This window comes from Rahnella sp. P4_A8, assembly GCF_056402435.1.
Genome location: NZ_JBFUHK010000001.1, coordinates 13,481 through 36,386, shown reverse-complemented (window position 1 = coordinate 36,386; position 22,906 = coordinate 13,481). Strand labels below are relative to the sequence as shown.

Here is a 22,906-nt window from a genome sequence, read left to right as displayed (position 1 = left end):
TTTTACTTTTATATATCAACACGATGGGAGTAGTTATGGTTACCAGGCGTCAATTTGTTACCGGTTTTTCCGCAATACCTGTGCTGTCCTACCTGAAATTTGATGCCGTGTTTGCTGCCACGCCGGCATCAATACTGGTCATGGCTATTCAACTCGACATCATTACCAGCCTTGATCCGCATGAAAGCTTTGAGTCCGTGGGCAGTGAAATTACCGGTAATATGTATCAGCAACTGGTGAAACCTAAACTGGCCTCCCCTGATGAAATTGAAGGCGATCTGGCAGTGTCCTGGACGGCTTCTGACGACAAAAAAACCTTTACCTTCAAGCTGGATCCGAAAGCCAAATGGGCCGATGGCAAACCGGTTACTGCCGAAGACGCCGCTTTCTCCCTGCAACGCGTTGTGAAACTCGATAAGAGCCCGGCCTACATTATTAATCAGTTTGGTTACACCAAAGATAACGTCGAGAGCCTGATTACCGCGCCTGACGCCAAAACGCTGGTGATCAAAACCGCTGAACCGGCATCTGAATCCTTCCTGTTGTATTGCCTGACCGCCAACGTCGGCAGTATCGTGCAAAAATCCGCCTGTCTGGCGAATCAGACCGGTGACGATTTGGGTAATGCCTGGCTGAAGAAAAACAGTGCCGGTTCCGGTGCGTTCAAGTTGCGCGACTGGAAAGTCAGTGAATCCGTGATTCTGGAAAGCAACAAGAACAACCCGCACGCAGGCAAAATTCAGCGCATCATCATGCGCCATATTATCGACCCTTCCGCTCAGTTGCTGATGCTGCAAAAAGGCGATGTGGATATCGCCCGTAACCTGACCACCGAGCAGTTGCGTCCGCTGATCAACGACAAAAACTTCACGCTGGTACAAAAAGGTATCGCCGGCACCTTTATGTTGTCTGCCAATACCGCGCATCCGAATCTGGCTAAACCGCAGGTCTGGCAGGCGATCAAATGGGCTATCGATTACGAGAATATCCAGCAGCATATCGTGCCGCTGACCCACAAAATCCATCAGAGCTTCCTGCCTGAAGGGTTCCCGGCGGCAGTGAACACCATCATGTACAAACGTGATGTGGCAAAAGCCAAAGCCTTGCTGGCCGAAGCGGGTTTCCCGAATGGTTTTGAAATCACCTTAGATCACTACTCCGCTTCACCTTCTTCTGACATCGTGCAGGCATTGCAATCTAACCTCGCCGAAGTGGGGATTAAAGTGACGCTGCTGGCCGCGGAAAGCCGTCAGGTACTGACCAAAATGCGTGCTCGTCAGCAACAACTGGCAATGACCCAATGGGGCGCGGATTACTTTGACCCGAACTCTAACGCCGAAGCCTTCTGCAGCAATCCGGATAACACCGACGCCGCCAAGAGCCGTACGCTGGCATGGCGTTGTAGCTGGCAGGATAAGGAAATCTCAGATCTGAGCACCCAGGCGCTGAAAGAATCGGATCCGGCCACCCGTATCAAACTCTATGAAGAATTGCAGACCAAACATATGGAAAACAGCCCGTTTGCCATCATGCTGCAACCAACCATGACCGCCGCCTGCCGCAAAGTGATTTCCGGTGTGGTACTGACTGTAATGAGCACCAGCCCCTACGAGAAGGTTGTTAAAGCGTGAGCAAGAGACTCAAAGGATTTCTGAGTACCTGCATCAGCGTTTGTCTTACTTTGTTTGGTCTGTCGGTAGTGACTTTCTTTATCGGTCGCGTAATGCCGACGGACCCGGTTCTGGCTGCGGTTGGCGATAATGCCCCGCAGGCAGTGGTCGAACGGGTTCGTCATGAAATGGGGCTGGATCAGCCCCTCTGGTTGCAGTTTTTCCATTATCTCAGTCAGGTATTCCACGGTGATTTAGGGCGCTCTGCCCTGACCTCCAATCTGGTCACCACGGATATCGCCCGGTTTTTCCCCGCCACGCTGGAACTGGCCACGGCGGCGATCATTATCGCCGCCATTGTCGGTATTCCGCTGGGTGTCTGGGCCGCCACCCGTCAGGGCAGCTGGATTGATCAGACTATCCGCGTGGTATGTCTGGCCGGTCACTCGCTGCCGGTGTTTGTGCTGGCGCTGCTCAGCCTGCTGATTTTCTACTCTGCGCTGGGTATCGCGCCGGGGCCGGGACGTCAGGACATCATTTATCAGGACATGATCCCGCAGGTCACCGGCTTGCTTACCGTGGATTCTCTGCTGGCCGGTGACATGGGCGCATTTTGGGATGCCCTCGCCCATATGGTGCAGCCGGTGCTGATCCTTGCGTATTTCAGCATGGCTTATATCACCCGCATGACGCGTACTTTCATGCTCAACGCACTGGGCGGGGAATACGTGATCACCGCCCGTGCCAAGGGGCTCTCGGCGCAACGGGTTATCTGGAAACATGCCTTCCCCACCGTCGGCGTACAACTGATCACCGTGCTGGCATTGACGTACGCGGGCCTTCTCGAAGGCGCCGTGGTCACAGAAAACGTCTTCTCCTGGCCGGGTCTCGGACAATATCTCACCGTGTCGCTGATGAATGCGGATATGAATCCGGTGATCGGCTCAACATTGCTGATTGGCGCGATTTATGTGCTGCTCAACCTGCTGGCTGACCTTCTCTACCGACTATTGGATCCCCGCGTAAAATGAGCACTTTACCTGTCATACCTCAACCCCGCGCGGGCAGCCGCGCCTGGCTGCTGGCCGACACGCCGCACACCCGCACGCAAGCCGTCTGGGGCCGTCGTTACCGCATCTGGCTCGGTCTGCGTAAAAACCCGCTGGCAGTAACCGGCCTGTTTACCGTGCTGATTGTGTTGCTGATTTCCCTTTGCGCGCCGTGGCTGACCAGCTACGACCCGGGCGCACAGGATCTGGCGCATCGTCTGGCAAAACCGTCTTCCCTGCACTGGCTGGGAACAGATGAACTGGGCCGCGATACCCTGAGCCGTATTCTTTATGGCGGACGTATCACGCTCGGAATGGTGATTATAGTGGTGGCAATTGTCGCCCCGCTCGGCCTGCTGATTGGCTGCGTGGCCGGTTATGCGGGCGGATTACTTGACCGTATTCTGATGCGCATCACCGACATTTTTCTGGCCTTCCCGCGTCTGATTCTGGCACTGGCCTTTGTGGCTGCACTGAAACCCGGCATCGAGAGCGCTATTCTGGCGATCGCCCTCACCGCCTGGCCGCCGTATGCCCGCCTTGCACGTGCAGAAACCATGCAGGTACGCGGCACGGATTATATTGCCGCCTGCCGTCTGACTGGCGCAACACCTGCCCGCATCGTGCTGCGCCATATCATGCCGCTGTGTGTGCCGAGCCTGGTGGTGCGTATCACGCTGGACATGAGTTCGATCATTATCACCGCTGCGAGTCTGGGCTTTTTAGGTATGGGCGCTCAACCGCCATCGCCGGAATGGGGGGCGATGATTGCCACTGCCCGCCGCTTCCTGTTCAGTGAATGGTGGGTACCGTTAATTCCGGCCATTGCCATTTTTGTGACCTCTCTGGCGTTTAACTTCCTCGGCGACGGGCTGCGTGACGTCCTCGATCCTAAGGAGCAATAATGCTGGTTGATATCAAAGATCTGCATATTACGTTTCAGACCAACAGCGGCAGTTTCGATGCCGTTCGCGGCGTATCGCTGTCATTGGGTAAGGAGAAATTTGGCATCGTAGGCGAAAGTGGTTCGGGTAAATCCCTGACAGCACGTTGCCTGATGAACCTTCTGCCTTCCAGCGCCAGGTGCCGCGCCGAAACGCTGTCTTTCGACGGCATCGATTTGCGCAATGCCAGCGAGAAGCAAATGCGTCAGATCCGTGGCAAGCGGGTAGGTTTCATTTTGCAGGATCCGAAATACTCGCTCAATCCGGTGATGCCGATCGGTAAACAGGTGGCCGAAGCCTGGCAAACGCATAAAGGCGGCTCGAAAAAACAGGCCATGAATGCAGCAATTGAACTGCTGGATCAGGTGCGTATCCGTGAGCCGCATAAAGTGGCCGAGCGTTATGCCCATGAGGTATCCGGCGGCATGGGGCAGCGCGTAATGATTGCCATGATGCTGGCTCCTGATCCGGAACTGATGATTGCCGATGAACCGACCAGCGCCCTTGATGCCACTGTGCAGGCTGAGATTTTGCGTCTGCTCGATGACCTTGTATCCAGCCGCGGCATGGGGCTGATTCTGATCAGCCATGATTTGCCACTGGTATCGAAATTCTGTGACCGCGTGGCCGTCATGTACGCCGGGCGTATCGTCGAAACGTTACAAGCCGGTAATTTACTGAAAGCTCAACATCCTTACACCCGCGGGCTGCTGGAATGTCTGCCGTCGCTGAAACATCCTCGGGACAGACTGCCAGTGCTGGTGCGTGACGAAGCATGGAAAACCTCATGACAGCAGAACTCCCTCCTCTGGATAACAGCAAAATAATCCTCAATAACCTGCGCATCGCGTTCGGCGATACCGAAGTGGTGAAAGGCGTGAGTTTCAGTGTCGCGCCCGGTGAATGTTTCGGCATCGTGGGAGAAAGCGGCTCGGGCAAGTCCACCATTTTACGCGCACTGGCCGGGCTGAATCAGTCCTGGTCCGGCGGGATGGTGATTGGCGGCGAAGATCAAGTGCCGGTGCGCCAGAAACGCTTTTTCCGCCGCGTGCAGATGGTATTTCAGGATCCGTACGGCTCGCTGCATCCGCGCCAGACCATTGACCGCATTCTCAGCGAACCGCTGATTGTGCACGGTTTTCTGAATATCGAAAAACGTATCACTGATGCGCTGGCCGAAGTCGGCCTGCCGCAGACGGTGCGTTTTCGCTTCCCGCACCAGCTTTCCGGCGGTCAGCGTCAGCGGGTCGCAATCGCGCGGGCGATGATTTCAGAACCGGAAATTTTACTGCTCGATGAGCCGACCTCGGCGCTGGATGTCTCGGTGCAGGCGGAGATCCTCAACCTGCTAAGCGACCTGCGTGAACGCCGGAAACTGACTTATATTCTGGTCAGTCACAATCTGGCCGTTGTTACGCATCTTTGCACCAGCATTGGCGTAATGATTGGTGGTGAAATGGTCGAACTTCTGAGCGCAGACGATTTACGGATGGGCAACGTCAGCCATCCGCACACAGCCGAGTTACGATCGTTAAGTCTCAGTTTAGAGGAGCCCGGATAATCGTTCCTGCCGTGAACGTATTTGGGTTTCGCGGGCAGCCCGGGCTGCCCACTTTTTCACTGAAAGACAGTCAGGAGACGTTAATGACATCCACCGAACAGTCTGCATTACAGTGGCAGGCGGCTGAAGAAACAGCAAAACGCATAACTAAAAACTGGGATAAACCCGGAGAACCGGGCGGCGCGATCACCCTTTTTGACAGTAAAACTCTCCGCAGTTTCGCGACCGGAGGGCTGGCAAACCTCAGCACATCGACACCTTTCAGCATCGATTCTGTTGTCCGCTATGCCTCTGTCACAAAACATATTTTCGCCACACTGGCCTTGCTGAAAAGCGATGCCAGTCTTTCGGTGAGTGATACCCTTGGTCAGCATTTACCGCAACTGAAAGCGCCGATGTCACAAGTGACCCTCGGGCAGGCGCTGGACATGACCGCAGGCCTGCCGGACGTGCGGGAAACCCTTTCGCTGCTGGGGATTTCTGTTTACAACGTCAGCGAAGCCAGTGCCATTATGGAATTTCTGGCGCAGGACGGCGCTCTGAACTTCACAGCAGGGACTGAGATTTCCTACAGCAACACCGGTTACCGGCTGGTGGAAGAAATCCTCAAACAAAAAGGCATTTTGTTTGAGGATCTGCTGCAAAAGTATATCGCGCAGCCGCTGGATATCGCTTTCCATGCGCCGGAAACCTGGTTCGATATCGTCCCGGACCTGGTGCCCGGTTACTGGCAGGACACCACCGGCTGGAAAACAGCCGTCGCAGGTTTGCATCTGTCTGCATCCGGTAGCCTGACCGGCAGCGTACGTTCGCTTTCAGTATGGCTGCAAAGCCTGCTTTCACAAAACGGACCGGCCGCGGGCGTACTGCAAACGCTGACAGAACAACGTTATCTGCAAGGCGACATTCCTTCCGCTTACGGGCTGGGCATCACCTCGACGAAAATCGGTGAACATACGGTTTACGGCCACGGCGGTTCCCATGCCGGTTATAAAACCTATTTCCTGCTTCATCCTGAGCTTGATGCAGGCATTGCGCTGGTCTCCAATCGCGAAGACACCACAGCGTTTACCCATGTGCTGGAAGTCATGTCGTCACTGTTAGCTGCGCCGCTCCCGGCGCGTAGCCATGCATTGCCGGATGGTGTATACGCCAGCGTTGCCGAGCCGTACTGGCTAAAAGTCAGCAACGGCACGGCCAGTTATCTCGGCGCTGCCGATAACCTCTATCAGGGCGCGGACGCCGACGAAGCCATCACCCTATCCGCACACATGCCGATGCGTTTGCGCTGGGACGGCACCGCCATTCAGGGTGAAATCGGACACGCGCCGCGTTACTTTACCCCGGTGGAAACCAATGATTGCCTGAAAATGGTTCAGGGGCGCTGGCATCATCCCCAATCGAAAGCCGCCTTTGATATTGAGGGCGATCAGTTGCTGATGGGCGTCGGCACGCTGCGTGCCAGCGGCCAGTTAACATCGCTGGGTGCGGGGCGTTTGCTGGTGGAACTCCCTGACGGACCGTGGAAGAAAAACTTCTGTCTTTATTTCCAGGGCTACAACGTCCGGCTGATTTCCAACCGCAGCCGCGTGCTGAGTTTCCGTCGTGATGAATGCCGCAGCAGCTGGCATCCGTAAAAATAACCTGCGAAGCGTTGTCCTGCAAAACGCCGCCCCGGCCCACGTCTGGCGGCGTTTTTTTAAACTCCCTCACTGTAACAACACGTCAAACTGTGACGCACCTCAAATAAACCCTGTGTTTGTATCCATTAGGATGACAAACAAACCCATAGTATTTGTGCGGTCTATGAGAGACCACAGCAAACTAAAATGCCGACAGGGTAAAAATGAACCAATTTATTATTGCTGATTCTCAGGCTTGCATAGGTTGTCGCGCCTGTGAGGTCGCTTGCGTCTTGTCTCACAATGAACAATGTTATTCGTCGAAAGAACAGTTTACCCCGCGCATTCATGTCATCCGGCAAAACGATCGGCATAGCGCCGTGCTATGCCGTCAGTGCGAAGATGCCCCGTGTTTGCAGGTTTGCCCGACAAACGCATTCGTTCGTCGTAACGACAGCATTCAGTTGCTGGAAGAACGCTGTATCGGCTGTAAAACCTGCGCCGTGGCCTGTCCGTTTGGCGCCATTGATATCGTACAGCATGAGAGCTATCCGCTGACCGGCTTACCCGCCGCGGCAGCCGTGGCGCATAAATGTGATCTGTGCAATGACAGCCCGGACGGACAGGCATGCGTCAATGCCTGCCCGATACAGGCACTGCATCTCATCACCGATCAGGTCATTGCTCAGAACCGCGCTGATAAACAATACCGCGCCGCCATGGGCCGGAATCCTCAGGTTTCACTGACCAGCAAATCAGCAGCCGTATTCGCCGCCGCCATGGCACCACCGCGCCTCGATGCGGCAAAAGCCCCGCTCACCGAACGTAAAAGCACGTTTAATGAGATCTATGCGCGCTTTACACCGATGCAGGTTGAAGAACAGGCTGGCCGCTGTCTGCATTGCAGTGATCACCCTTTCTGCGCCTGGACCTGCCCGCTGCATAACGATATCCCACAATTACTGGCGCTGGCGAAACAGGGACACATTCTGGAAGCCGTAGAGCTTTCGCACCGCACCAGCAGCCTGCCGGAGATCTGTGGCCGCGTCTGCCCGCAGGACAGGCTTTGCGAAGGCGCCTGCACTTTTGATAAACAAGGCTCAGTGAGCATCGGCAATATTGAGCGCTATATTACCGATACCGCGCTGGCACAAGGCTGGAAACCCGATCTTTCAGAGGTTATTCCGCGTAATTATCGCGTAGCCGTGGTGGGTGCAGGCCCGGCCGGATTGGGCTGCGCTGACGTGCTGGCGCGGCATGGCGTAAAAGCCGTGGTCTTTGATCGTCACCCTGAGATCGGCGGCCTGCTGACCTTTGGTATTCCGGCGTTCAAGCTGGATAAAAACGTGCTGGTCAGGCGCCGGGAAATCTTCACTGAAATGGGCATTGAGTTCCGGCTCAATACCGAAATCGGCGTCGACATTCAGGCGGAACAACTGCTGGAAGAGTTCGATGCAATATTCTTAGGTGTGGGTACGTATAAAGCGATGAAAGCCGGACTGGAAAATGAAAACGCGCCGGGCGTTTACAGCGCCCTGCCGTTCCTGATTGCGAACGCCAAACATCTGATGAATTTGCCCGAACTGAAACATGAGCCTTATGTCAGCATGGCGGGAAAACGCGTGGTCGTGCTCGGCGGCGGCGATACGGCGATGGATTGTCTGCGCACGTCGCTGCGCCAGAATGCCAAAAGCGTGATTTGTGCGTATCGCCGCGATGAAATAAGCATGCCGGGCTCGAAGAAAGAAGTGAAAAACTCACGCGAGGAAGGGGCTGAGTTTATGTTTAACGTTCAGCCGGTGAGCATTGAGCTGAATAACCGGGGCGAAGTCTGCGGTATCCGCTTAGTCCGTACCGCCCCGGGAGAACCGGATGCCAGCGGCAGACGCAGACCCACACCGATTGCCGGTTCTGAATTCCTGCTCGAAGCGGAAGCGGTCATTATGGCATTTGGCTTTCTGCCGCATGCTATGCCGTGGCTGGATGAACTGTCGGTGAGGCACGACGAACAGGGATTGTTACAGGCCCCGCATCACAGCCGCTTCCCGTATCAGACCAGTCACCCGCAGATATTTGCAGGCGGCGATGCGGTGCGGGGCGCCGACCTGGTGGTGACAGCTATGTCGGACGGACGACAGGCAGCAAACAGCATTATTGCATCGCTGGATTTCCGTACACCGGCTCTCAGACCGGCGGCCCATTAGCCCTCCCGTTTCTTTGCGCTGTCGGCAAAATACAAACCTCCCTTTTCGGGAGGTTTTTTGTTAACAGGATCACATTTAATTAATATAAACGGATCATCTGGTTCGTAACAGCACAAAATGTTCAGTCCTTATCCAACAAGGCCTGCAGGCCCGCTTTGCTCATAATATCCGCACAAAATCTCCCGGGAATTAATTTCCCAGCGCAACCGTCACTTTTGCTGTTTTGTTAATTGAATTAACATCCGCGAAACAAAAACCAATAACGCCTTTGTTCGTGTGGCATTAAGAAACACACCAGAGTGTTCCGCCCGTTAACGTTATTGTTTTTAATTCTATTGATTTAAAACACTTATTTAAAAAATCTTATTCGAAAAATACGTCAAGTCATGTTTTGCTACTGCTACAAGGGATGAGTCTATGTCTGTTAAAAAAACCACCACACAGGCTTTACTGTGTGCCACCACGCTTTTCTTCTCCGCCACTTCCGCTTTCGCCGCCGGACATCCTCCGCTGGATAACGCGCAGGCAGCCAAAGTCATCGACAGTGTGAAATCCACTCTTGCAGAACAACACAGCACCGGTTGCGTCGCGGTAGTTGATGCATCTGGTTCATTACTGGCCTTCCAGCGCCTTGACGGTTCTCCGGCCGGTTGTGTTGATGCGTCCATCGGCAAAGCGCGCACTTCCGCGCTCTACCACGCTCCTTCGCTGAAATTCATGCAACGCCTGCAGGGTGGCGAAACCACCGTATTGGCGATCCCAAATGCCGTGCCGCTGGGTGGTGGATTCCCGCTGACGATTAACGGTGAAGTGGTGGGCGCAGTCGGTGTCAGCACACCGAAGCAGGACATCGACAACCAGTCCTCTGAGAAAGCGGCCAGCGTCCTGAAATAACAGGCACTTTCAATTACTCCTTCTTGTTGACGGCCACGCCCATGGCCGTTTTATACGGAACATTTACGGACTTTCAGCATGATCAATCTCTCTCGTCGCCGGTGGATACTCGGCACTGCGGGCGTCATGGTTGCGGGTATCGGTAGCCAGATGCTGGGCGGTGGCGTATTTGCTACCCTCGCCCATGCCGCGCCACCGCTGGCTTCAGCTGTGACAATGCCAGACAGTTTTATGGCACTTTCTAAACAGCTGACCGGCATGGACAGGCTCGAACCGCACCTCGCTCAGGCACTTTACAGCTGGCTGCATCAGTCGCAGAACAACGCGCAGCTCGACTCACAACTCGATACCCTTTCAGCACTGATCACCGCACACCGCGGCGTGGTGGGTGATGATTTACATCAGCTTCTTGCACAGCAACCGGCAGAGCTGGCGCAGTTGTATCAGCAACTGGTCAGTGGCTGGTATCTCGGTGTGGTCGGTCAACCCGGCAGTCTGAAATGTATCGGATTTGAAAATATCGTCAGCTATCAGTTGCTGAAAAATAACCTGCTGCCGCCGAGTTATGCGCCGGGTGAACCGAATTTCTGGGTCAACAAGCCTGCTGCACTGCAACAAAATTCCACGGAGGTGATTGCTCATGGCTGATGCACTGAATGCAGATGTCGTTGTTATTGGTGCCGGTATCGCCGGTTCGCTGGCTGCGCTGAAAATGGTCAAAGCCGGCGTTTCCGTGCTGATGCTCGATTCCGGGCCGGTGATCAAACGAGACGAAGCGGTAGAACTGTTCCGTCAGTCACCGCTCAAAGGCGACTTTACCGAACCCTATCCGCCGAAACCCTGGGCACCGCAACCGAAATTCCAGCCGAAAGATAACAATTATCTGATCCAGAAAGGCCCGGACCTCTACGCTGCTCAGTATCTGCGCGGTGTCGGTGGCACAACCTGGCACTGGGCGGGACAGGCGTTTCGCCTGCTGCCAAATGATATGAAAATCAAAACGCTGTATGGCGTGGGTCGTGACTGGCCAATCAGTTATGAAGATCTGGAGCCGTATTACACCGAAGCCGAAATTCAGATGGGCGTTTCCGGTGACGACGCGCTGGATTCACCGCGTTCACAACCCTATCCGCTGCCGGGTATTCCGCTGCCCTACGGTTTTGACCGCATCAGCAAACGCATTGCCAAACTCGGTTACGTATTAGGTATCGGCCCGCAGGCGCGTAACAGTATTCCTTATGACGGTCGTCCTGCCTGCTGCGGCAACAATAACTGTATGCCTGTTTGCCCGATTGATGCGCAGTATCACGGCGGTATTTCGGCGCGCAAAGCCATCGAAGCCGGTGTGCGCGTGATTGCCAACGCCGTGGTGTACAACATCGAAGCCAGTGACAGCGGCGAGATCGTGGCTGTGCACTATCTGGATGCTGACAAAGTGGCCCATAAAGTCACCGGTAAACGCTTCGTGCTGACCGCCAACGGCATCGAAAGCCCGAAACTGTTGCTGATGTCCACCAGCGATAAATACCCGAATGGTATCGCCAACAGCTCCGGCATGGTGGGTCGAAATCTGATGGATCACCCCGGCACCTCTGTTGAGTTTTACGCCGACGAGCCAGTGTATTTCGGCCGCGGCCCGATGCGCCCGGGCAGTATCAATAATCTGCGTGATGGTGATTTCCGTCGCGATCGCTCTGCGTTACGTATCGACGTCGCCAATACCTCGCCGGTGCGCTATCTGACTGAACGTCTGGTGCGTCAGGGTTATTACGGTAAAGCGCTGAACGACAAACTGACCTATCAGTCCGAGCGTTTTATTCAGCTGAAATGCCTGCTGGAAATGCTGCCGGAACCGGAAAACCGTGTGGTGTTGAGCAAAACCGAGAAAGACGAATGGGGTATTCCGCGCCTCGAAGTGCATTACAAATTCCCGGACTACGTTCACCGCGGTTATGACCAGTCGATGCTTGATTTTCAGAAAATCGTCAAAGAAATGGGCGGCACCGAAGTGGTGTACAGCAAGCGTGGGGTGTACGACAACAACCAGCATATTACCGGCACCATGATCATGGGCAGCGACCCGAAAGATTCCGTGGTGGATGGTGATTGCCGTACGCATGACCACCCGAACCTGTTCATCGCCGGTACCGGCATTATGCCCTCTGCTTCAACGGTGAATTCCACGCTGTCGGGAACTGCGCTGGCATTGCGTATGGCTGATACGGTGCTGAAAAGCCTGGCCTGATTGATTTTCTGAGGACTGAGTAATGAAAATGAAATTCATGCTGGCGTTGCTGCCGTTAATGGTCGCGGCTAACGCCGCCCGGGCTGATGACGCAGCGGGCAACGCAGATTTAATTAAGCGCGGTGAATATCTGGCGACAGCCGGTGACTGTACCGCCTGCCATACTGCGCCGGGGGCGGATAAAACGGCAAAATTCGGCGGCGGTTATCCGCTGGCGTCGCCTTTCGGGGTGATTTACGGCACCAATATTTCTTCTGACAAACAGTTTGGTATTGGCAACTGGACGGACGATGAATTCGTGCGCGCGGTACGTGACGGTGTCGGCAAAGACGGACAACAGTTGTATCCCGCTATGCCTTACGACTCCTTCACCAAAATGAAACGTGAAGATGTTTTAGCGATCAAAGCTTATCTGATGTCGCTGCCAGCGGTACATTCCGCTGGCCCGCAGACGGATTTGTCCTTCCCTTTCAACCAGCGCTGGGGCATGCGCGTGTGGAAGCTGTTTAACTTCGACAAAGGTGAGCTGAAAAACGATCCGTCCAAATCAGCGGACTGGAACCGTGGGGCTTATCTGGTGGAAGCGCTGGAACACTGCGGCACCTGCCATACGCCGCGCACGCTGACCATGGGCATGGACACCGACAAAGCGTTTTCCGGTGGCGATTTAGGCTCATGGGTAGCTTTCAACATCACGCCGGATAAAAATGCCGGGATCGGCAACTGGTCGCAGCAGGATCTGGTGACTTACCTGAAAACAGGTTTTGTTGCCGGTAAGGCGTCAGCGTCAGGGGCGATGTCAGAAGCCATTGAGCACAGTCTGCAGCATCTTTCAGACAGTGACCTGAACGCGATTGCCACCTATATCCGTTCCGTCCCGGCAATCGGAGATGACAAGCAAACCAAACCGCGAGATGCATGGGGTGAGCAGAATCAGGATATTTACCCACTGCGCGCCGAAGGCCAGACAATCGACCAGTCAGCCGCCGCCCTGTTTAATGCCAGCTGCGCAGCCTGTCACGGCAAAGGCGGTGAAGGCAGCGGCGAGGGATTCCATGCCTATCCGTCACTGTTCAGCCATACCAACACCGGTTCTTACGACAGCCGCAATCAGGTTTCGGTCATCCTCAACGGCGTCCAGCGCCACATGGATAAAGGCGAAATCATGATGCCGTCGTTTGCCAGTCAGCTCGATGATGACCAGATTGCGACGCTGAGTCATTACGTCAGCACACAGTTTGGCAATCCGGCGGGAGCCACGGTCACCGCGAAAGATGTGGCGAAGATGCGTAAAGCCGCTGACCTGCCCTATCCGCCGAAAATTGAAGATGGCACGCAAAAATAATTCACGACGGTGAAAGCTAAACAAAAGGAGCCGCACAAGGCTCCTTTTAATTGTGAGAAGGTTAAAGATTTTGATATACCAATAATATTACCACTGTCCAAATATTCGACTGAATGAGACTTATTCGTACGGCAGAGCAATAAATAAAAATATGATAGAAAATAAAAAAAAGCGCTGATACATCAGGCTATCAGCGCCAAAAACTTCATTATTTATACTACTGCATCCAGACGTTCCTGAACTTAATAAGCATAGTCTACATTTTAATAATTTGTATGCCTCATTTTCATTATCCTGATCAATTTAATTATTTAGCCCTGTCAACATGTCATTACGCGGAAAACTCAAAAAACGAATACAAATAATTTACGCAAATCATAAAAACCTAAAAATAATATGATAAAACCAGAATAAAGCAGAGGGCAATTATAATAAAACGAGGAATAACAACGTCATTTAACATTAGCCTGCTAGTCACAACATCAATACATCCCTGTGATCTGGCGCACTATTTTGAATAGTACCCGATAACGCCGTGAAAATTAAAGTACATATAAATCAAACTATTGAGTTTGATTTGTGATAATTAATGAATTTCGACCTAAGGTAAATTATTTTTTTACCGATAAATATTTCAGCTACAATGCACCCACACCAGGGAATGCTAAAATAATATAAGAAAACATATGGATATGTTAAATAAGGATTTTATTATGTTAACCAAACTGACTTTCAGAAATCTTTCAAAAAGAATGTATGGCGTTCCAGATTTATCGTATTGATTATTATCATCACTGGTGTGTCACTTTGCTGTATTCAGGTTGAGTTCATTTTGTCTACTGTCACCCGGCGACACTTTTATAAATTTAACCACGCATGAAGGTTTATAATGACGGAAGTAAATGTTTACGGACAAGAATTGGGTCAATCACTCCCCGACTGGCAGCCACGCTCGCTCCCGCAAAAAGTTATACTTAGGGGGAAATATTGTCTGCTTGAGCCGATTGATCTCAAACATAGCCGGGATTTATTTGACGCCTGGCACAGTATCGATGACGAACGTGACTGGACATACTTTCATATTAAACGCCCCATCACGATCAGACAGTGCGATCACTATATCGCCTCACTTTCCGCAAGCAAAGATCCGCTTTTTTACGCGGTGATTAATTTGTCCACGGGTAAGGCCACGGGCTTTCTCGCGTTGCAACGAATGGACCCTGATAACGGATCTGTAGAAATTGGCTGGGTTAACTGGTCACCACTTATGAAACGGACCTTGTGCAGCACAGAAGCCATATTTCTTTTACTCTCTTACACCCTGGAAACACTCCAGTATCGCCGGTGCGGTTGGAAATGTGACAGCCTGCATCAGGCCGCCATCAGTGCGGCTGAAAGACTTGGATTTACCTATGAAGGTACGCTCAGACGGACACAAGTCTCGAAGGGGCATAGCCGTGACATCCGCTGGTACTCCATTATTGACGAGGAGTGGGATGGGATCCGTCGGGCCATGGAAAGTTGGTTAAGCCCTTCCAACCTTGATGACCGAGGAAAGCAAAAGTATCCGCTGGCAGAGTTTATGCCTCACCCGTAGCAGGTAAATGGGGAGAGACCAAAACCAATCCTGATGCAGACTATAGCCTTCGTCTGCATCGGGCGTTTTTCGTGTAGATCCGCTGATTCATCAACAGCCTATCCGGTTGCCGGGATTATTTTTAACTACATCATTACCGTATGTCCGGCACAGATAAATGCATCCTCCCGGGCTTTTTCAGGCTGATTTCGGGTATTAAGTTAAATACAGATGATGAATGCCATAATTATATTCACGCATGAAATATCTGGCGGCACATCACATGGCGAACAATTACACTATAAGGGCGGCAACACGCCTTTGTGTAAGCAAGGCTTGATTTATGTCTACGCGTAGTGGCCCTGAAAGGCGTAGGCTACCGTTTTTCCGGTGAAGGAATACCGGGTTAATATCCATTCTTCTGTCAGGTGATTTACATCCTATGAATACTTCAGGAAGACGCCATATCAGGCCTTTCAGCGCACTGATAGACGCCTGTTTTCGTGAAAAATATACGCTTCAACGCTTACTCAAAGATGCCATTGCTGGCGTCACCGTGGGGATCATCGCCATCCCGCTGGCCATGGCGCTGGCCATTGGCAGCGGTGTACCGCCGCAATACGGGCTGTATACGTCGGCCATTGCCGGGATTGTCATCGCTGTTTTCGGAGGATCACGTTTCAGTGTTTCCGGCCCGACGGCGGCGTTTGTTGTCATTCTCTATCCAGTCTCACAACAGTTCGGTTTGTCCGGTTTATTGCTGGCTACGCTGATGTCTGGTTTTATGCTCCTCTTCATGGGGCTGGCGCGATTTGGCCGGTTGATCGAATACATACCGCTGCCTGTCACGCTCGGCTTTACGTCCGGTATTGCGATCACCATCGGCACCATGCAATTTAAAGATTTCTTTGGCCTGACGATGGCAACGGTGCCGGAACATTATCTGAGTAAAGTTGCGGCGCTGGTCATGGCGCTGCCAACGCTGGATATCGGCGATGCCGCGATAGGGATCGTGACGCTCGGTATATTAATCCTCTGGCCAAAACTGGGATTGCGCGTGCCCGGCCATCTTCCGGCTCTGCTGGCGGGTTGCGCGGTGATGGCCATTTTCATGCAGGCAGGACACCCTGTCGCCACCATAGGTTCACGCTTTCACTTCCTGCTGCCTGACGGTTCGCAGGGCAACGGCATTCCGCCTATTTTGCCGCAATTCGCCCTGCCGTGGACTCAATCCGATGGCAGCGGACTGAGCTGGTCTCTGGTGCAGGCGCTGCTGCCTGCTGCGTTTTCCATGGCAATGCTGGGCGCGATTGAATCCCTGCTCTGCGCCGTGGTGCTCGATGGCATGACCGGCAAAAAACACCATTCGGATAACGAACTGATCGGTCAGGGTATCGGCAACATGGTCAGCCCTTTCTTTGGCGGCATCACCGCTACAGCGGCGATTGCGCGCTCTGCGGCTAACGTTCGCGCCGGTGCAACATCTCCGGTCTCGGCCATTATTCACTCGCTGCTGGTGATCCTCGCCCTGCTCATTCTCGCGCCGTTGCTTTCATGGTTGCCGCTGGCGGCGATGGCGGCGTTATTGCTGATGGTGGCGTGGAATATGAGCGAAGCGCATAAAGTGGTGGATTTACTGCGCCGTGCACCGAAAGACGACATTCTGGTGATGCTGACCTGCATGAGCCTGACGGTACTGTTCGACATGGTGATTGCGATTACCGCAGGTATCGTGATGGCGTCGCTGCTGTTTATGCGCCGTATCGCCAAACTCACCCGCCTGACGGAAGTGATGGCCGACATACCGGAAGATACGCTGGTGCTGCGTATCAATGGCCCGCTGTTCTTTGCTGCGGCGGAACGTATCTTCAGTGAATTGCAGGTGCGCAGCGAAGGCAAGAAAGTGATCATTCTGGTATGGGATCGCGTTGCCGTACTCGATGCCGGTGGCGTCAGTGCATTACGCAACTTCATCAATACCTTGCCGGAAGGCACAGAACTGCGAATCGCTGAGATCCCTTTCCAGCCGCTGAAAACCCTGGCCCGCGCCAGAATGCAGCCGGTGGAAGGCAAACTGAGTTTCCACAGTTCTTTGCACGACGCGTTATAAACCTGCGCGGTAAACGGAAAAGGCGACCCGGAGGTTAATGCCGGTCACTTAAGGAAATGAGGCCCGTGAATTTGGGCCTTCGATGAAGAAAAATAGCGCTATAAGCCTGATTCCTTCATTATCCTTTGAAGCACAAAAATGAATTTGTATTCATAAAAATGCTTAAGTGACCGGCATTAACCCGGAGGTCGCCTTTGTTTTATCTGAATAGGTCAGATTACTTGCTGGTATCGAGCGCCGGGAAGCTTTTCACCAGATCGTCGATGGCTTTCATCTGAACCAGGAACGGTTCCAGTTTATCAAGCGGCAAGGCTGACGGACCGTCGCATTTCGCGTGAGCAGGATCTTCGTGCGCTTCGATAAACAGACCGGCGATACCTACCGCCATACCGGCACGAGCCAGTTCAGCAACCTGAGCACGACGACCGCCAGAAGCAGCGCCGAAAGGATCACGGGTTTGCAGTGCGTGAGTCACGTCGAAAATCACCGGATGACCGCCCGTAGCATTGATCATCACATTCATGCCCAGCATGTCGACAACCAGATTGTCATAACCGAAGTTACTGCCGCGATCGCACAGAATCACCTGATCGTTGCCGCCTTCTTTAAATTTGTCGACGATGTTGCCCATCTGACCGGGGCTGACGAACTGTGGTTTTTTCACGTTAATTACTGCGCCGGTTTTCGCCATGGCTTCAACCAGATCGGTCTGACGCGCCAGGAATGCAGGTAACTGGATCACATCAACCACTTCAGATACAGGCTGCGCCTGCCAGGATTCATGCACATCGGTGATGATTTTCACGCCGAATGCTTTTTTCAGCTCCTGGAAAATTTTCATACCTTCATCCAGACCCGGACCACGGTAGGAATGAATAGATGAGCGGTTGGCTTTATCGAAAGACGCCTTGAACACGTAAGGAATGCCGAGTTTCTGCGTCACAGTGACGTAATGCTCGCACACACGCATCGCCATATCGCGCGATTCCAGTACATTCATCCCGCCGAACAATACAAACGGCAGATCGTTGGCGACTTTGATGTCCTGAATGCTAACCACTTTATGTTTCATGCTTTGGCCTTTTTAGTGATAAATCTTTCACCCGAAAATAACATAACTCATTGTTCTGTCATAACTTTGCGGATGTGACGTAAGGTAAGTATAAATTAGTGCAACGTAACTTGTTTGTGCTCAATCGAATGGATCTGCACTTTAATCACTTCTGAAATCGGGTCTTCCGGACACTGCTCAACAAAATAATTGAGATCAGAAATCGCCACATGGTCGCATTCCAGCTGAGCATAAATCAGCCCGCGATCGCGGATTTCATAGGGGTCTTCCGGGTCAAACTGCAATACCGTTTCACTGGCGCGCAGAGCCAGTTCGAACTGTTTTTCTTCCATCAGCGCGGCTTTCAGCGTATCAAGCATTTTGCGGACGATCAGCGTGTTTTCCGCTTCTTCCAGATCGTCATCTTCTATTTCCGCCATTACGCCCAGATTGCCTTTCAGCCATACGCTGAGCATATGCTCATTAAGCGTATCGCCGTTGATCGGATTAAGCAGCCACATTTCTTCGTCGAGCCAGTCAGCACGCAAGATAAGTTGAGTGGGGAAAATCACCGGCATCAGCGGCAAACTCAGTTCATGGGCAATGTGCAGAAAAATCACCCCCAGTGAAACCGGTGTGCCCTGACGCGAAGACAGCACTTTGTCGATCCAGATAGCATCAGACAGACGATAAACGCCGCCAGCKCCCCCAAAACCCCAGGTGCGGTAAAACAGTTCAATCAACACTTCGAGCTGCTGATCCTGATCAAGCTCTTCAGGAACGACGCGGCGGGCTTCATCGACCAGTGACTGTAACTGGTGGCGAACGTCGTCCGCATTGAAATCGAAACGCACGGCTTCCGTTACTTTGATCACCCCGGTACTGAGCCGGGCGGTGTTAAATTCAAAATCAGCAAGGGTACTCATAGTTATCCCATTAGCAGCGGTATTTTCGTCAGCGCCAGTTTAAGAATCAGATACAGGCAAGCGAGCGCCAGAATAAAAGCCAGCCAGCGGATGTTCTGACTGACTGGTCGCTTGCTCAGAGCCACAAAACCCAGCGCGATATAGATAATAACGCCAAAAATCTTTTCGGTCAGCCAGGTTCCCTGAGGGCTGAACGGATAAAAGTGTGTGATGAAGATAAGCGAAATACCACTTAATAACAGCACTGTATCCACAATATGGGGAACAGTCTTCACCCAGCGTTTCTGCATCATAGCAGAACCTGCCCATTTCCAAAAAAATCGTAAAACAAACAATGCAATACTCAGGGTTATAGTGAGCAGATGCAGATTCTTGATCCAGACATATGCCATTGTCCGTTTCCTTTGAAATTTAAATTCTAACCAATTGATTTTCTTCTGATCCGTGTAGCGGCTCCCACTGCCCGAGGCTGACACGATCGTTATCGCCATAATCTTTTACCGTCGCGATATGCTGATAACCGGCATCGCGCAATAACGCCTGCACGTCAGTCGCCTGCTGCCAGCCATGTTCGAGCAGTAACCAGCCGCCTTTGTGAAGATACGCGGGTGCCGCCTGAATAATATGCGCCAGATCAGCCAGACCGGCATTTTCTGCCACCAGCGCGCTGGCGGGCTCAAAACGTACATCACCCTTCGCCAGGTGCGGATCGGCGGCATCGATATACGGCGGATTACTGGCTATCAGCGCGAAACGTTCACCGGCTACCGRTGAAAACCAACTGCCCGGCAAAAATCGCGCATTCAGGATATTCAGCTTTTGCGCGTTGTGTTGGGCGAGGCGTACAGCATCCGGTTGCAGATCGACACCGGTAACCTTGCAATCCGGGCGTTCACTGGCCAGCGCCAGTGCAATCGCACCGGTTCCTGTGCCGAGATCCAGTATGCTGACGGGTTGAGAAGGCAGACGGATCAACGCCTGTTCCACCAGGCATTCGGTATCAGGACGGGGAATTAATGTCGCGGGAGAAACAGACAGTGGCAGCGACCAGAATTCTCGCTCGCCGGTCAGATAGGCAACGGGTTCGCCCTGCTCACGTCGCGCAAGCAGAATTTCCAGTTGTTGAAGTTGTCCGGCTGTCAGCAGCGTTTCGCCAAAAGCCATAATAAAAGTTCTTGCCCGGCCGGTCACAAAACCAAGCAAGATTTCAGCATCCCGCTTCGGGCTTTCACCCGCAGCAAGACGGCGGGTGGCATCACGCAGCCAGGACTGAAAATCCATCAGTCCTGCTCAGATAGCGCGGCGAGTTGATCGGCCTGATATTCCTGCACGATCGGCTGGATCAGACTGTCCAGTTTACCTTCCATCACTTCATCCAGACGGTAAATCGTCAGGTTGATGCGGTGATCGGTAACACGCCCCTGCGGGAAGTTGTAGGTACGGTTGCGATCAGAACGGTCGCCACTGCCGAGCAGGTTACGGCGCGTCGAGGCTTCTTCTGCCTGACGTTTTGCCACTTCCGCAGCACGGATACGCGCGCCCAGCACGGACATCGCTTTGGCTTTGTTTTTGTGCTGTGAACGTTCATCCTGACATTCCACCACGATACCGGTTGGAATGTGGGTAATTCGAATCGCGGAATCCGTGGTGTTAACGTGCTGTCCGCCAGCGCCGGATGAGCGGAAAGTATCAATGCGCAAATCGCCGGCGTTGATTTCCGGCAGCTCGGCTTCCGGAATTTCCGGCATCACGGCAACGGTACAGGCGGAGGTATGAATACGCCCCTGAGATTCGGTTTCCGGTACACGCTGAACGCGGTGGCCGCCTGACTCAAATTTGAACTGGCCGTAAGCGCCCTCGCCACTGATTTTGGCGATCACTTCTTTATAACCGCCGTGTTCGCCTTCGCTGGCGCTCACGATCTCTACACGCCAGCGACGCATTTCGGCGTAGCGGCTGTACATACGGAATAAGTCACCGGCGAAAATAGCCGCCTCGTCACCGCCGGTTCCTGCACGAATTTCCAGGAAACAACCGCGTTCATCGTCCGGATCTTTTGGCAGTAACAGAACCTGTAATTTTTCTTCGAGTTCTTCGATATTGGCTTTGCACTCTTTGATCTCATCCTGCGCCATTTCGCGCATCTCAGGATCGTCGAGCATCATCTCAGCGGTTTCTAAATCTTCCTGTGCCTGACGCCAGGCCAGAAAACATTCAGAAACAGCCGTTAACTGTGAATATTCGCGGGAAAGACTGCGGAATTTATCCTGATCGGCAATGACGCCGGCATCGCCAAGCATCGCCTGCACTTCTTCGTGGCGCTCTTGTAACGCTTCCAGTTTGGCAACAATAGAAGGCTTCATGCGTGGTGTTTAACCCTGTGAGAAAAGGAGAACTATTGCTGACCCAGCCCGAGGCTGTCGCGTAAAATTTGCAAACGCTCCACATCACCGTCGCTGGCTGCCTGTTGCAGAGAACGGGTTGGTGCGTGAATAAGGCGGTTTGTCAATTTGTGGGCTAATTCATGGATCACCGCTTCGACGTCAGCGCCCTGCGCAATGGCGGCAAGAGCTTTTGCTTGTGCGTCGGCGCGAATAATATCAGCACGCGAGCGATAATCACGAATAATTTCAACGGCTCCCTGCGAACGCAGCCAGGCCATGAAGTTTGAACTCTCCTGCTCAACGATAGTTTCAGCCTGAATGGCCGCCGCTTTGCGTTGTGCAAGATTGTTTTGAATGATGCTGTGCAGGTCATCGACGCTGTACAGATAGGCGTTCGCCAGTTTGCCGACTTCCGGTTCAATATCACGCGGAACGGCAATATCCACCATCAGCATCGGCTGGTTACGGCGGGCTTTTAACGCGCGCTCGACCATGCCTTTACCAATAATCGGCAGCGGGCTGGCGGTAGAACTGATAATAATGTCCGCTTCAGCGAGGCGGGAATCGATATCCTGCAGACTGATCACTTCTGCGTTCACTTCCGTCGCCAGCACCTGCGCACGTTCACGCGTACGGTTGGCAATCATCATGTGGCGGACATTATGCTGATGCAGATGACGCGCCACCAGTTCGATGGTTTCACCCGCACCGACCAGCAAGACGGTTAGCTCAGAAAGGGATTCGAAAATCTGGCGTGCCAGAGTACAGGCCGCAAACGCAACAGAAACGGCGCTGGCGCCAATATCAGTTTCAGTACGCACACGCTTGGCCACGGAGAAAGATTTCTGGAACAGACGCTCCAGTTCACCGGAAACCGCCCGTCCGTTTTGCGATTCGGCGAAGGCTTTTTTAACCTGCCCCAAAATCTGCGGCTCGCCTAACACCAGTGAATCCAGTCCACTTGCCACGCGCATCAGATGGCTGACGGCTTCATTATCATGATGCCAGTACAGGCTTTTGCGCACTTCATCTTCACTCAGATGATGGTAATCGCATAACCACTTAACCAGTTGCTCCTGCAGGTTTTCCTGTTGCTCAACGCTCAGATACAGCTCAGTGCGGTTGCAGGTAGACAACACGACACCGCCCTGCACCAGCGGTTGCTGGAGCAGACTGGAGAGCGCCTGATCGAGGGTCTCGGGTGAAAATGTTACCCGTTCACGCAGAGACACCGGGGCGGTTTTGTGGTTGATACCTAATGCAAGCAGGGTCATAGGGAGAGCGATTATCGGCTTATACTTTATAATAGTATGGGTTTACGTCTGTTGGGCATTCTACAAGATGCGCGAGATCAATAAAAGGCGAACAGCATCTTCGGTTAAATC

At 53.0% G+C, this 22,906-nt stretch carries 19 protein-coding genes; 13 read left to right on the top strand and 6 right to left on the bottom strand.

The features are described 5' to 3' along the window. Window positions 1-35: 35 nt before the first annotated feature. From AC1DUO_RS00155 to dauA, 13 genes are all read left to right on the top strand, one after another. Window positions 36-1,631, top strand: a complete 1,596-nt coding sequence (locus tag AC1DUO_RS00155) for an ABC transporter substrate-binding protein (RefSeq protein WP_477986128.1) — start codon at window positions 36-38, stop codon at window positions 1,629-1,631. Further along, window positions 1,628-2,641 carry an ABC transporter permease gene (locus tag AC1DUO_RS00150; RefSeq protein ID WP_013575571.1) on the top strand — a complete coding sequence of 338 codons (1,014 nt, stop codon included), beginning with the start codon at window positions 1,628-1,630 and terminating at the stop codon, window positions 2,639-2,641. Before AC1DUO_RS00155 ends, AC1DUO_RS00150 begins: the two co-directional genes overlap by 4 nt. Beyond that, on the top strand, window positions 2,638-3,564 hold the full coding sequence (locus AC1DUO_RS00145) for an ABC transporter permease (protein WP_013575572.1): 927 nt from the start codon (window positions 2,638-2,640) through the stop codon (window positions 3,562-3,564). Before AC1DUO_RS00150 ends, AC1DUO_RS00145 begins: the two co-directional genes overlap by 4 nt. Then, a complete protein-coding gene (locus AC1DUO_RS00140; protein WP_013575573.1) occupies window positions 3,564-4,394 on the top strand; it encodes an ABC transporter ATP-binding protein in 831 nt (276 codons plus the stop codon). The genes AC1DUO_RS00145 and AC1DUO_RS00140 overlap by 1 nt, the downstream gene beginning before the upstream one ends. Further along, a complete protein-coding gene (locus tag AC1DUO_RS00135; protein WP_013575574.1) occupies window positions 4,391-5,164 on the top strand; it encodes an ABC transporter ATP-binding protein in 774 nt (257 codons plus the stop codon). The genes AC1DUO_RS00140 and AC1DUO_RS00135 overlap by 4 nt, the downstream gene beginning before the upstream one ends. 83 nt (window positions 5,165-5,247) lie before the next feature. Then, the gene (locus AC1DUO_RS00130) at window positions 5,248-6,801 is read left to right on the top strand and encodes a serine hydrolase domain-containing protein (protein ID WP_119261655.1); all 1,554 of its coding nucleotides are present in this window, start codon (window positions 5,248-5,250) and stop codon (window positions 6,799-6,801) included. A gap of 209 nt (window positions 6,802-7,010) precedes the next feature. After that, the gene (gene aegA, locus AC1DUO_RS00125) at window positions 7,011-8,990 is read left to right on the top strand and encodes a formate-dependent uric acid utilization protein AegA (RefSeq protein WP_119261656.1); all 1,980 of its coding nucleotides are present in this window, start codon (window positions 7,011-7,013) and stop codon (window positions 8,988-8,990) included. A 417-nt stretch (window positions 8,991-9,407) separates the two neighbouring features. Next, window positions 9,408-9,884 carry a GlcG/HbpS family heme-binding protein gene (locus AC1DUO_RS00120; RefSeq protein WP_119261657.1) on the top strand — a complete coding sequence of 159 codons (477 nt, stop codon included), beginning with the start codon at window positions 9,408-9,410 and terminating at the stop codon, window positions 9,882-9,884. A gap of 78 nt (window positions 9,885-9,962) precedes the next feature. Next, window positions 9,963-10,532, top strand: a complete 570-nt coding sequence (locus AC1DUO_RS00115; RefSeq protein WP_477986123.1) for a sugar dehydrogenase complex small subunit — start codon at window positions 9,963-9,965, stop codon at window positions 10,530-10,532. Next, entirely contained in the window at window positions 10,525-12,129 is a 1,605-nt protein-coding gene (locus tag AC1DUO_RS00110; RefSeq protein ID WP_013575579.1) for a GMC family oxidoreductase, read from the top strand. The genes AC1DUO_RS00115 and AC1DUO_RS00110 overlap by 8 nt, the downstream gene beginning before the upstream one ends. A gap of 22 nt (window positions 12,130-12,151) precedes the next feature. Beyond that, window positions 12,152-13,474 carry a cytochrome c gene (locus tag AC1DUO_RS00105; protein WP_119261659.1) on the top strand — a complete coding sequence of 441 codons (1,323 nt, stop codon included), beginning with the start codon at window positions 12,152-12,154 and terminating at the stop codon, window positions 13,472-13,474. A gap of 889 nt (window positions 13,475-14,363) precedes the next feature. Then, window positions 14,364-15,071, top strand: coding sequence for a GNAT family N-acetyltransferase (locus tag AC1DUO_RS00100; protein ID WP_013575581.1), 708 nt, complete (start codon window positions 14,364-14,366; stop codon window positions 15,069-15,071). 421 nt (window positions 15,072-15,492) lie between these two features. Continuing rightward, entirely contained in the window at window positions 15,493-17,160 is a 1,668-nt protein-coding gene (gene dauA / locus AC1DUO_RS00095) for a C4-dicarboxylic acid transporter DauA (protein ID WP_037034063.1), read from the top strand. Window positions 17,161-17,377: 217 nt separating this feature from the next. Here the strand turns inward: dauA and kdsA are convergent, their stop codons facing one another. From kdsA to hemA, 6 genes are all read right to left on the bottom strand, one after another. Then, window positions 17,378-18,232 (bottom strand): 3-deoxy-8-phosphooctulonate synthase, encoded by an 855-nt coding sequence (gene kdsA / locus AC1DUO_RS00090; RefSeq protein WP_015689950.1) that lies wholly within the window; start codon window positions 18,230-18,232, stop codon window positions 17,378-17,380. A gap of 95 nt (window positions 18,233-18,327) precedes the next feature. Beyond that, complete coding sequence (sirB1, locus tag AC1DUO_RS00085; protein ID WP_013575584.1) at window positions 18,328-19,137, bottom strand: invasion regulator SirB1; 810 nt, start codon at window positions 19,135-19,137, stop codon at window positions 18,328-18,330. A 2-nt stretch (window positions 19,138-19,139) separates the two neighbouring features. After that, the gene (locus tag AC1DUO_RS00080) at window positions 19,140-19,529 is read right to left on the bottom strand and encodes a SirB2 family protein (protein WP_037034064.1); all 390 of its coding nucleotides are present in this window, start codon (window positions 19,527-19,529) and stop codon (window positions 19,140-19,142) included. A gap of 19 nt (window positions 19,530-19,548) precedes the next feature. Next, window positions 19,549-20,418: a peptide chain release factor N(5)-glutamine methyltransferase gene (prmC, locus tag AC1DUO_RS00075; protein WP_477986118.1), complete on the bottom strand. Its 870-nt coding sequence runs from the start codon at window positions 20,416-20,418 to the stop codon at window positions 19,549-19,551. After that, entirely contained in the window at window positions 20,418-21,500 is a 1,083-nt protein-coding gene (gene prfA / locus AC1DUO_RS00070; RefSeq protein WP_013575587.1) for a peptide chain release factor 1, read from the bottom strand. Before prfA ends, prmC begins: the two co-directional genes overlap by 1 nt. Window positions 21,501-21,532: 32 nt before the next feature. Then, window positions 21,533-22,795, bottom strand: a complete 1,263-nt coding sequence (gene hemA / locus AC1DUO_RS00065) for a glutamyl-tRNA reductase (protein ID WP_013575588.1) — start codon at window positions 22,793-22,795, stop codon at window positions 21,533-21,535. Window positions 22,796-22,906 lie beyond the last annotated feature (111 nt).

Bases quoted from the DNA above. Each gene is read 5' to 3' on its own strand.
- AC1DUO_RS00155 (WP_477986128.1), top strand. From the start codon at position 36: ATGGTTACCAGGCGTCAATTTGTTACCGGTTTTTCCGCAATACCTGTG.
- AC1DUO_RS00145 (WP_013575572.1), top strand. From the start codon at position 2,638: ATGAGCACTTTACCTGTCATACCTCAACCCCGCGCGGGCAGCCGCGCC.
- AC1DUO_RS00140 (WP_013575573.1), top strand. From the start codon at position 3,564: ATGCTGGTTGATATCAAAGATCTGCATATTACGTTTCAGACCAACAGC.
- AC1DUO_RS00135 (WP_013575574.1), top strand. From the start codon at position 4,391: ATGACAGCAGAACTCCCTCCTCTGGATAACAGCAAAATAATCCTCAAT.
- AC1DUO_RS00130 (WP_119261655.1), top strand. From the start codon at position 5,248: ATGACATCCACCGAACAGTCTGCATTACAGTGGCAGGCGGCTGAAGAA.
- aegA (WP_119261656.1), top strand. From the start codon at position 7,011: ATGAACCAATTTATTATTGCTGATTCTCAGGCTTGCATAGGTTGTCGC.
- AC1DUO_RS00120 (WP_119261657.1), top strand. From the start codon at position 9,408: ATGTCTGTTAAAAAAACCACCACACAGGCTTTACTGTGTGCCACCACG.
- AC1DUO_RS00115 (WP_477986123.1), top strand. From the start codon at position 9,963: ATGATCAATCTCTCTCGTCGCCGGTGGATACTCGGCACTGCGGGCGTC.
- AC1DUO_RS00110 (WP_013575579.1), top strand. From the start codon at position 10,525: ATGGCTGATGCACTGAATGCAGATGTCGTTGTTATTGGTGCCGGTATC.
- AC1DUO_RS00105 (WP_119261659.1), top strand. From the start codon at position 12,152: ATGAAAATGAAATTCATGCTGGCGTTGCTGCCGTTAATGGTCGCGGCT.
- AC1DUO_RS00100 (WP_013575581.1), top strand. From the start codon at position 14,364: ATGACGGAAGTAAATGTTTACGGACAAGAATTGGGTCAATCACTCCCC.
- dauA (WP_037034063.1), top strand. From the start codon at position 15,493: ATGAATACTTCAGGAAGACGCCATATCAGGCCTTTCAGCGCACTGATA.
- kdsA (WP_015689950.1), bottom strand. From the start codon at position 18,232: ATGAAACATAAAGTGGTTAGCATTCAGGACATCAAAGTCGCCAACGAT.
- AC1DUO_RS00080 (WP_037034064.1), bottom strand. From the start codon at position 19,529: ATGGCATATGTCTGGATCAAGAATCTGCATCTGCTCACTATAACCCTG.
- prfA (WP_013575587.1), bottom strand. From the start codon at position 21,500: ATGAAGCCTTCTATTGTTGCCAAACTGGAAGCGTTACAAGAGCGCCAC.
- hemA (WP_013575588.1), bottom strand. From the start codon at position 22,795: ATGACCCTGCTTGCATTAGGTATCAACCACAAAACCGCCCCGGTGTCT.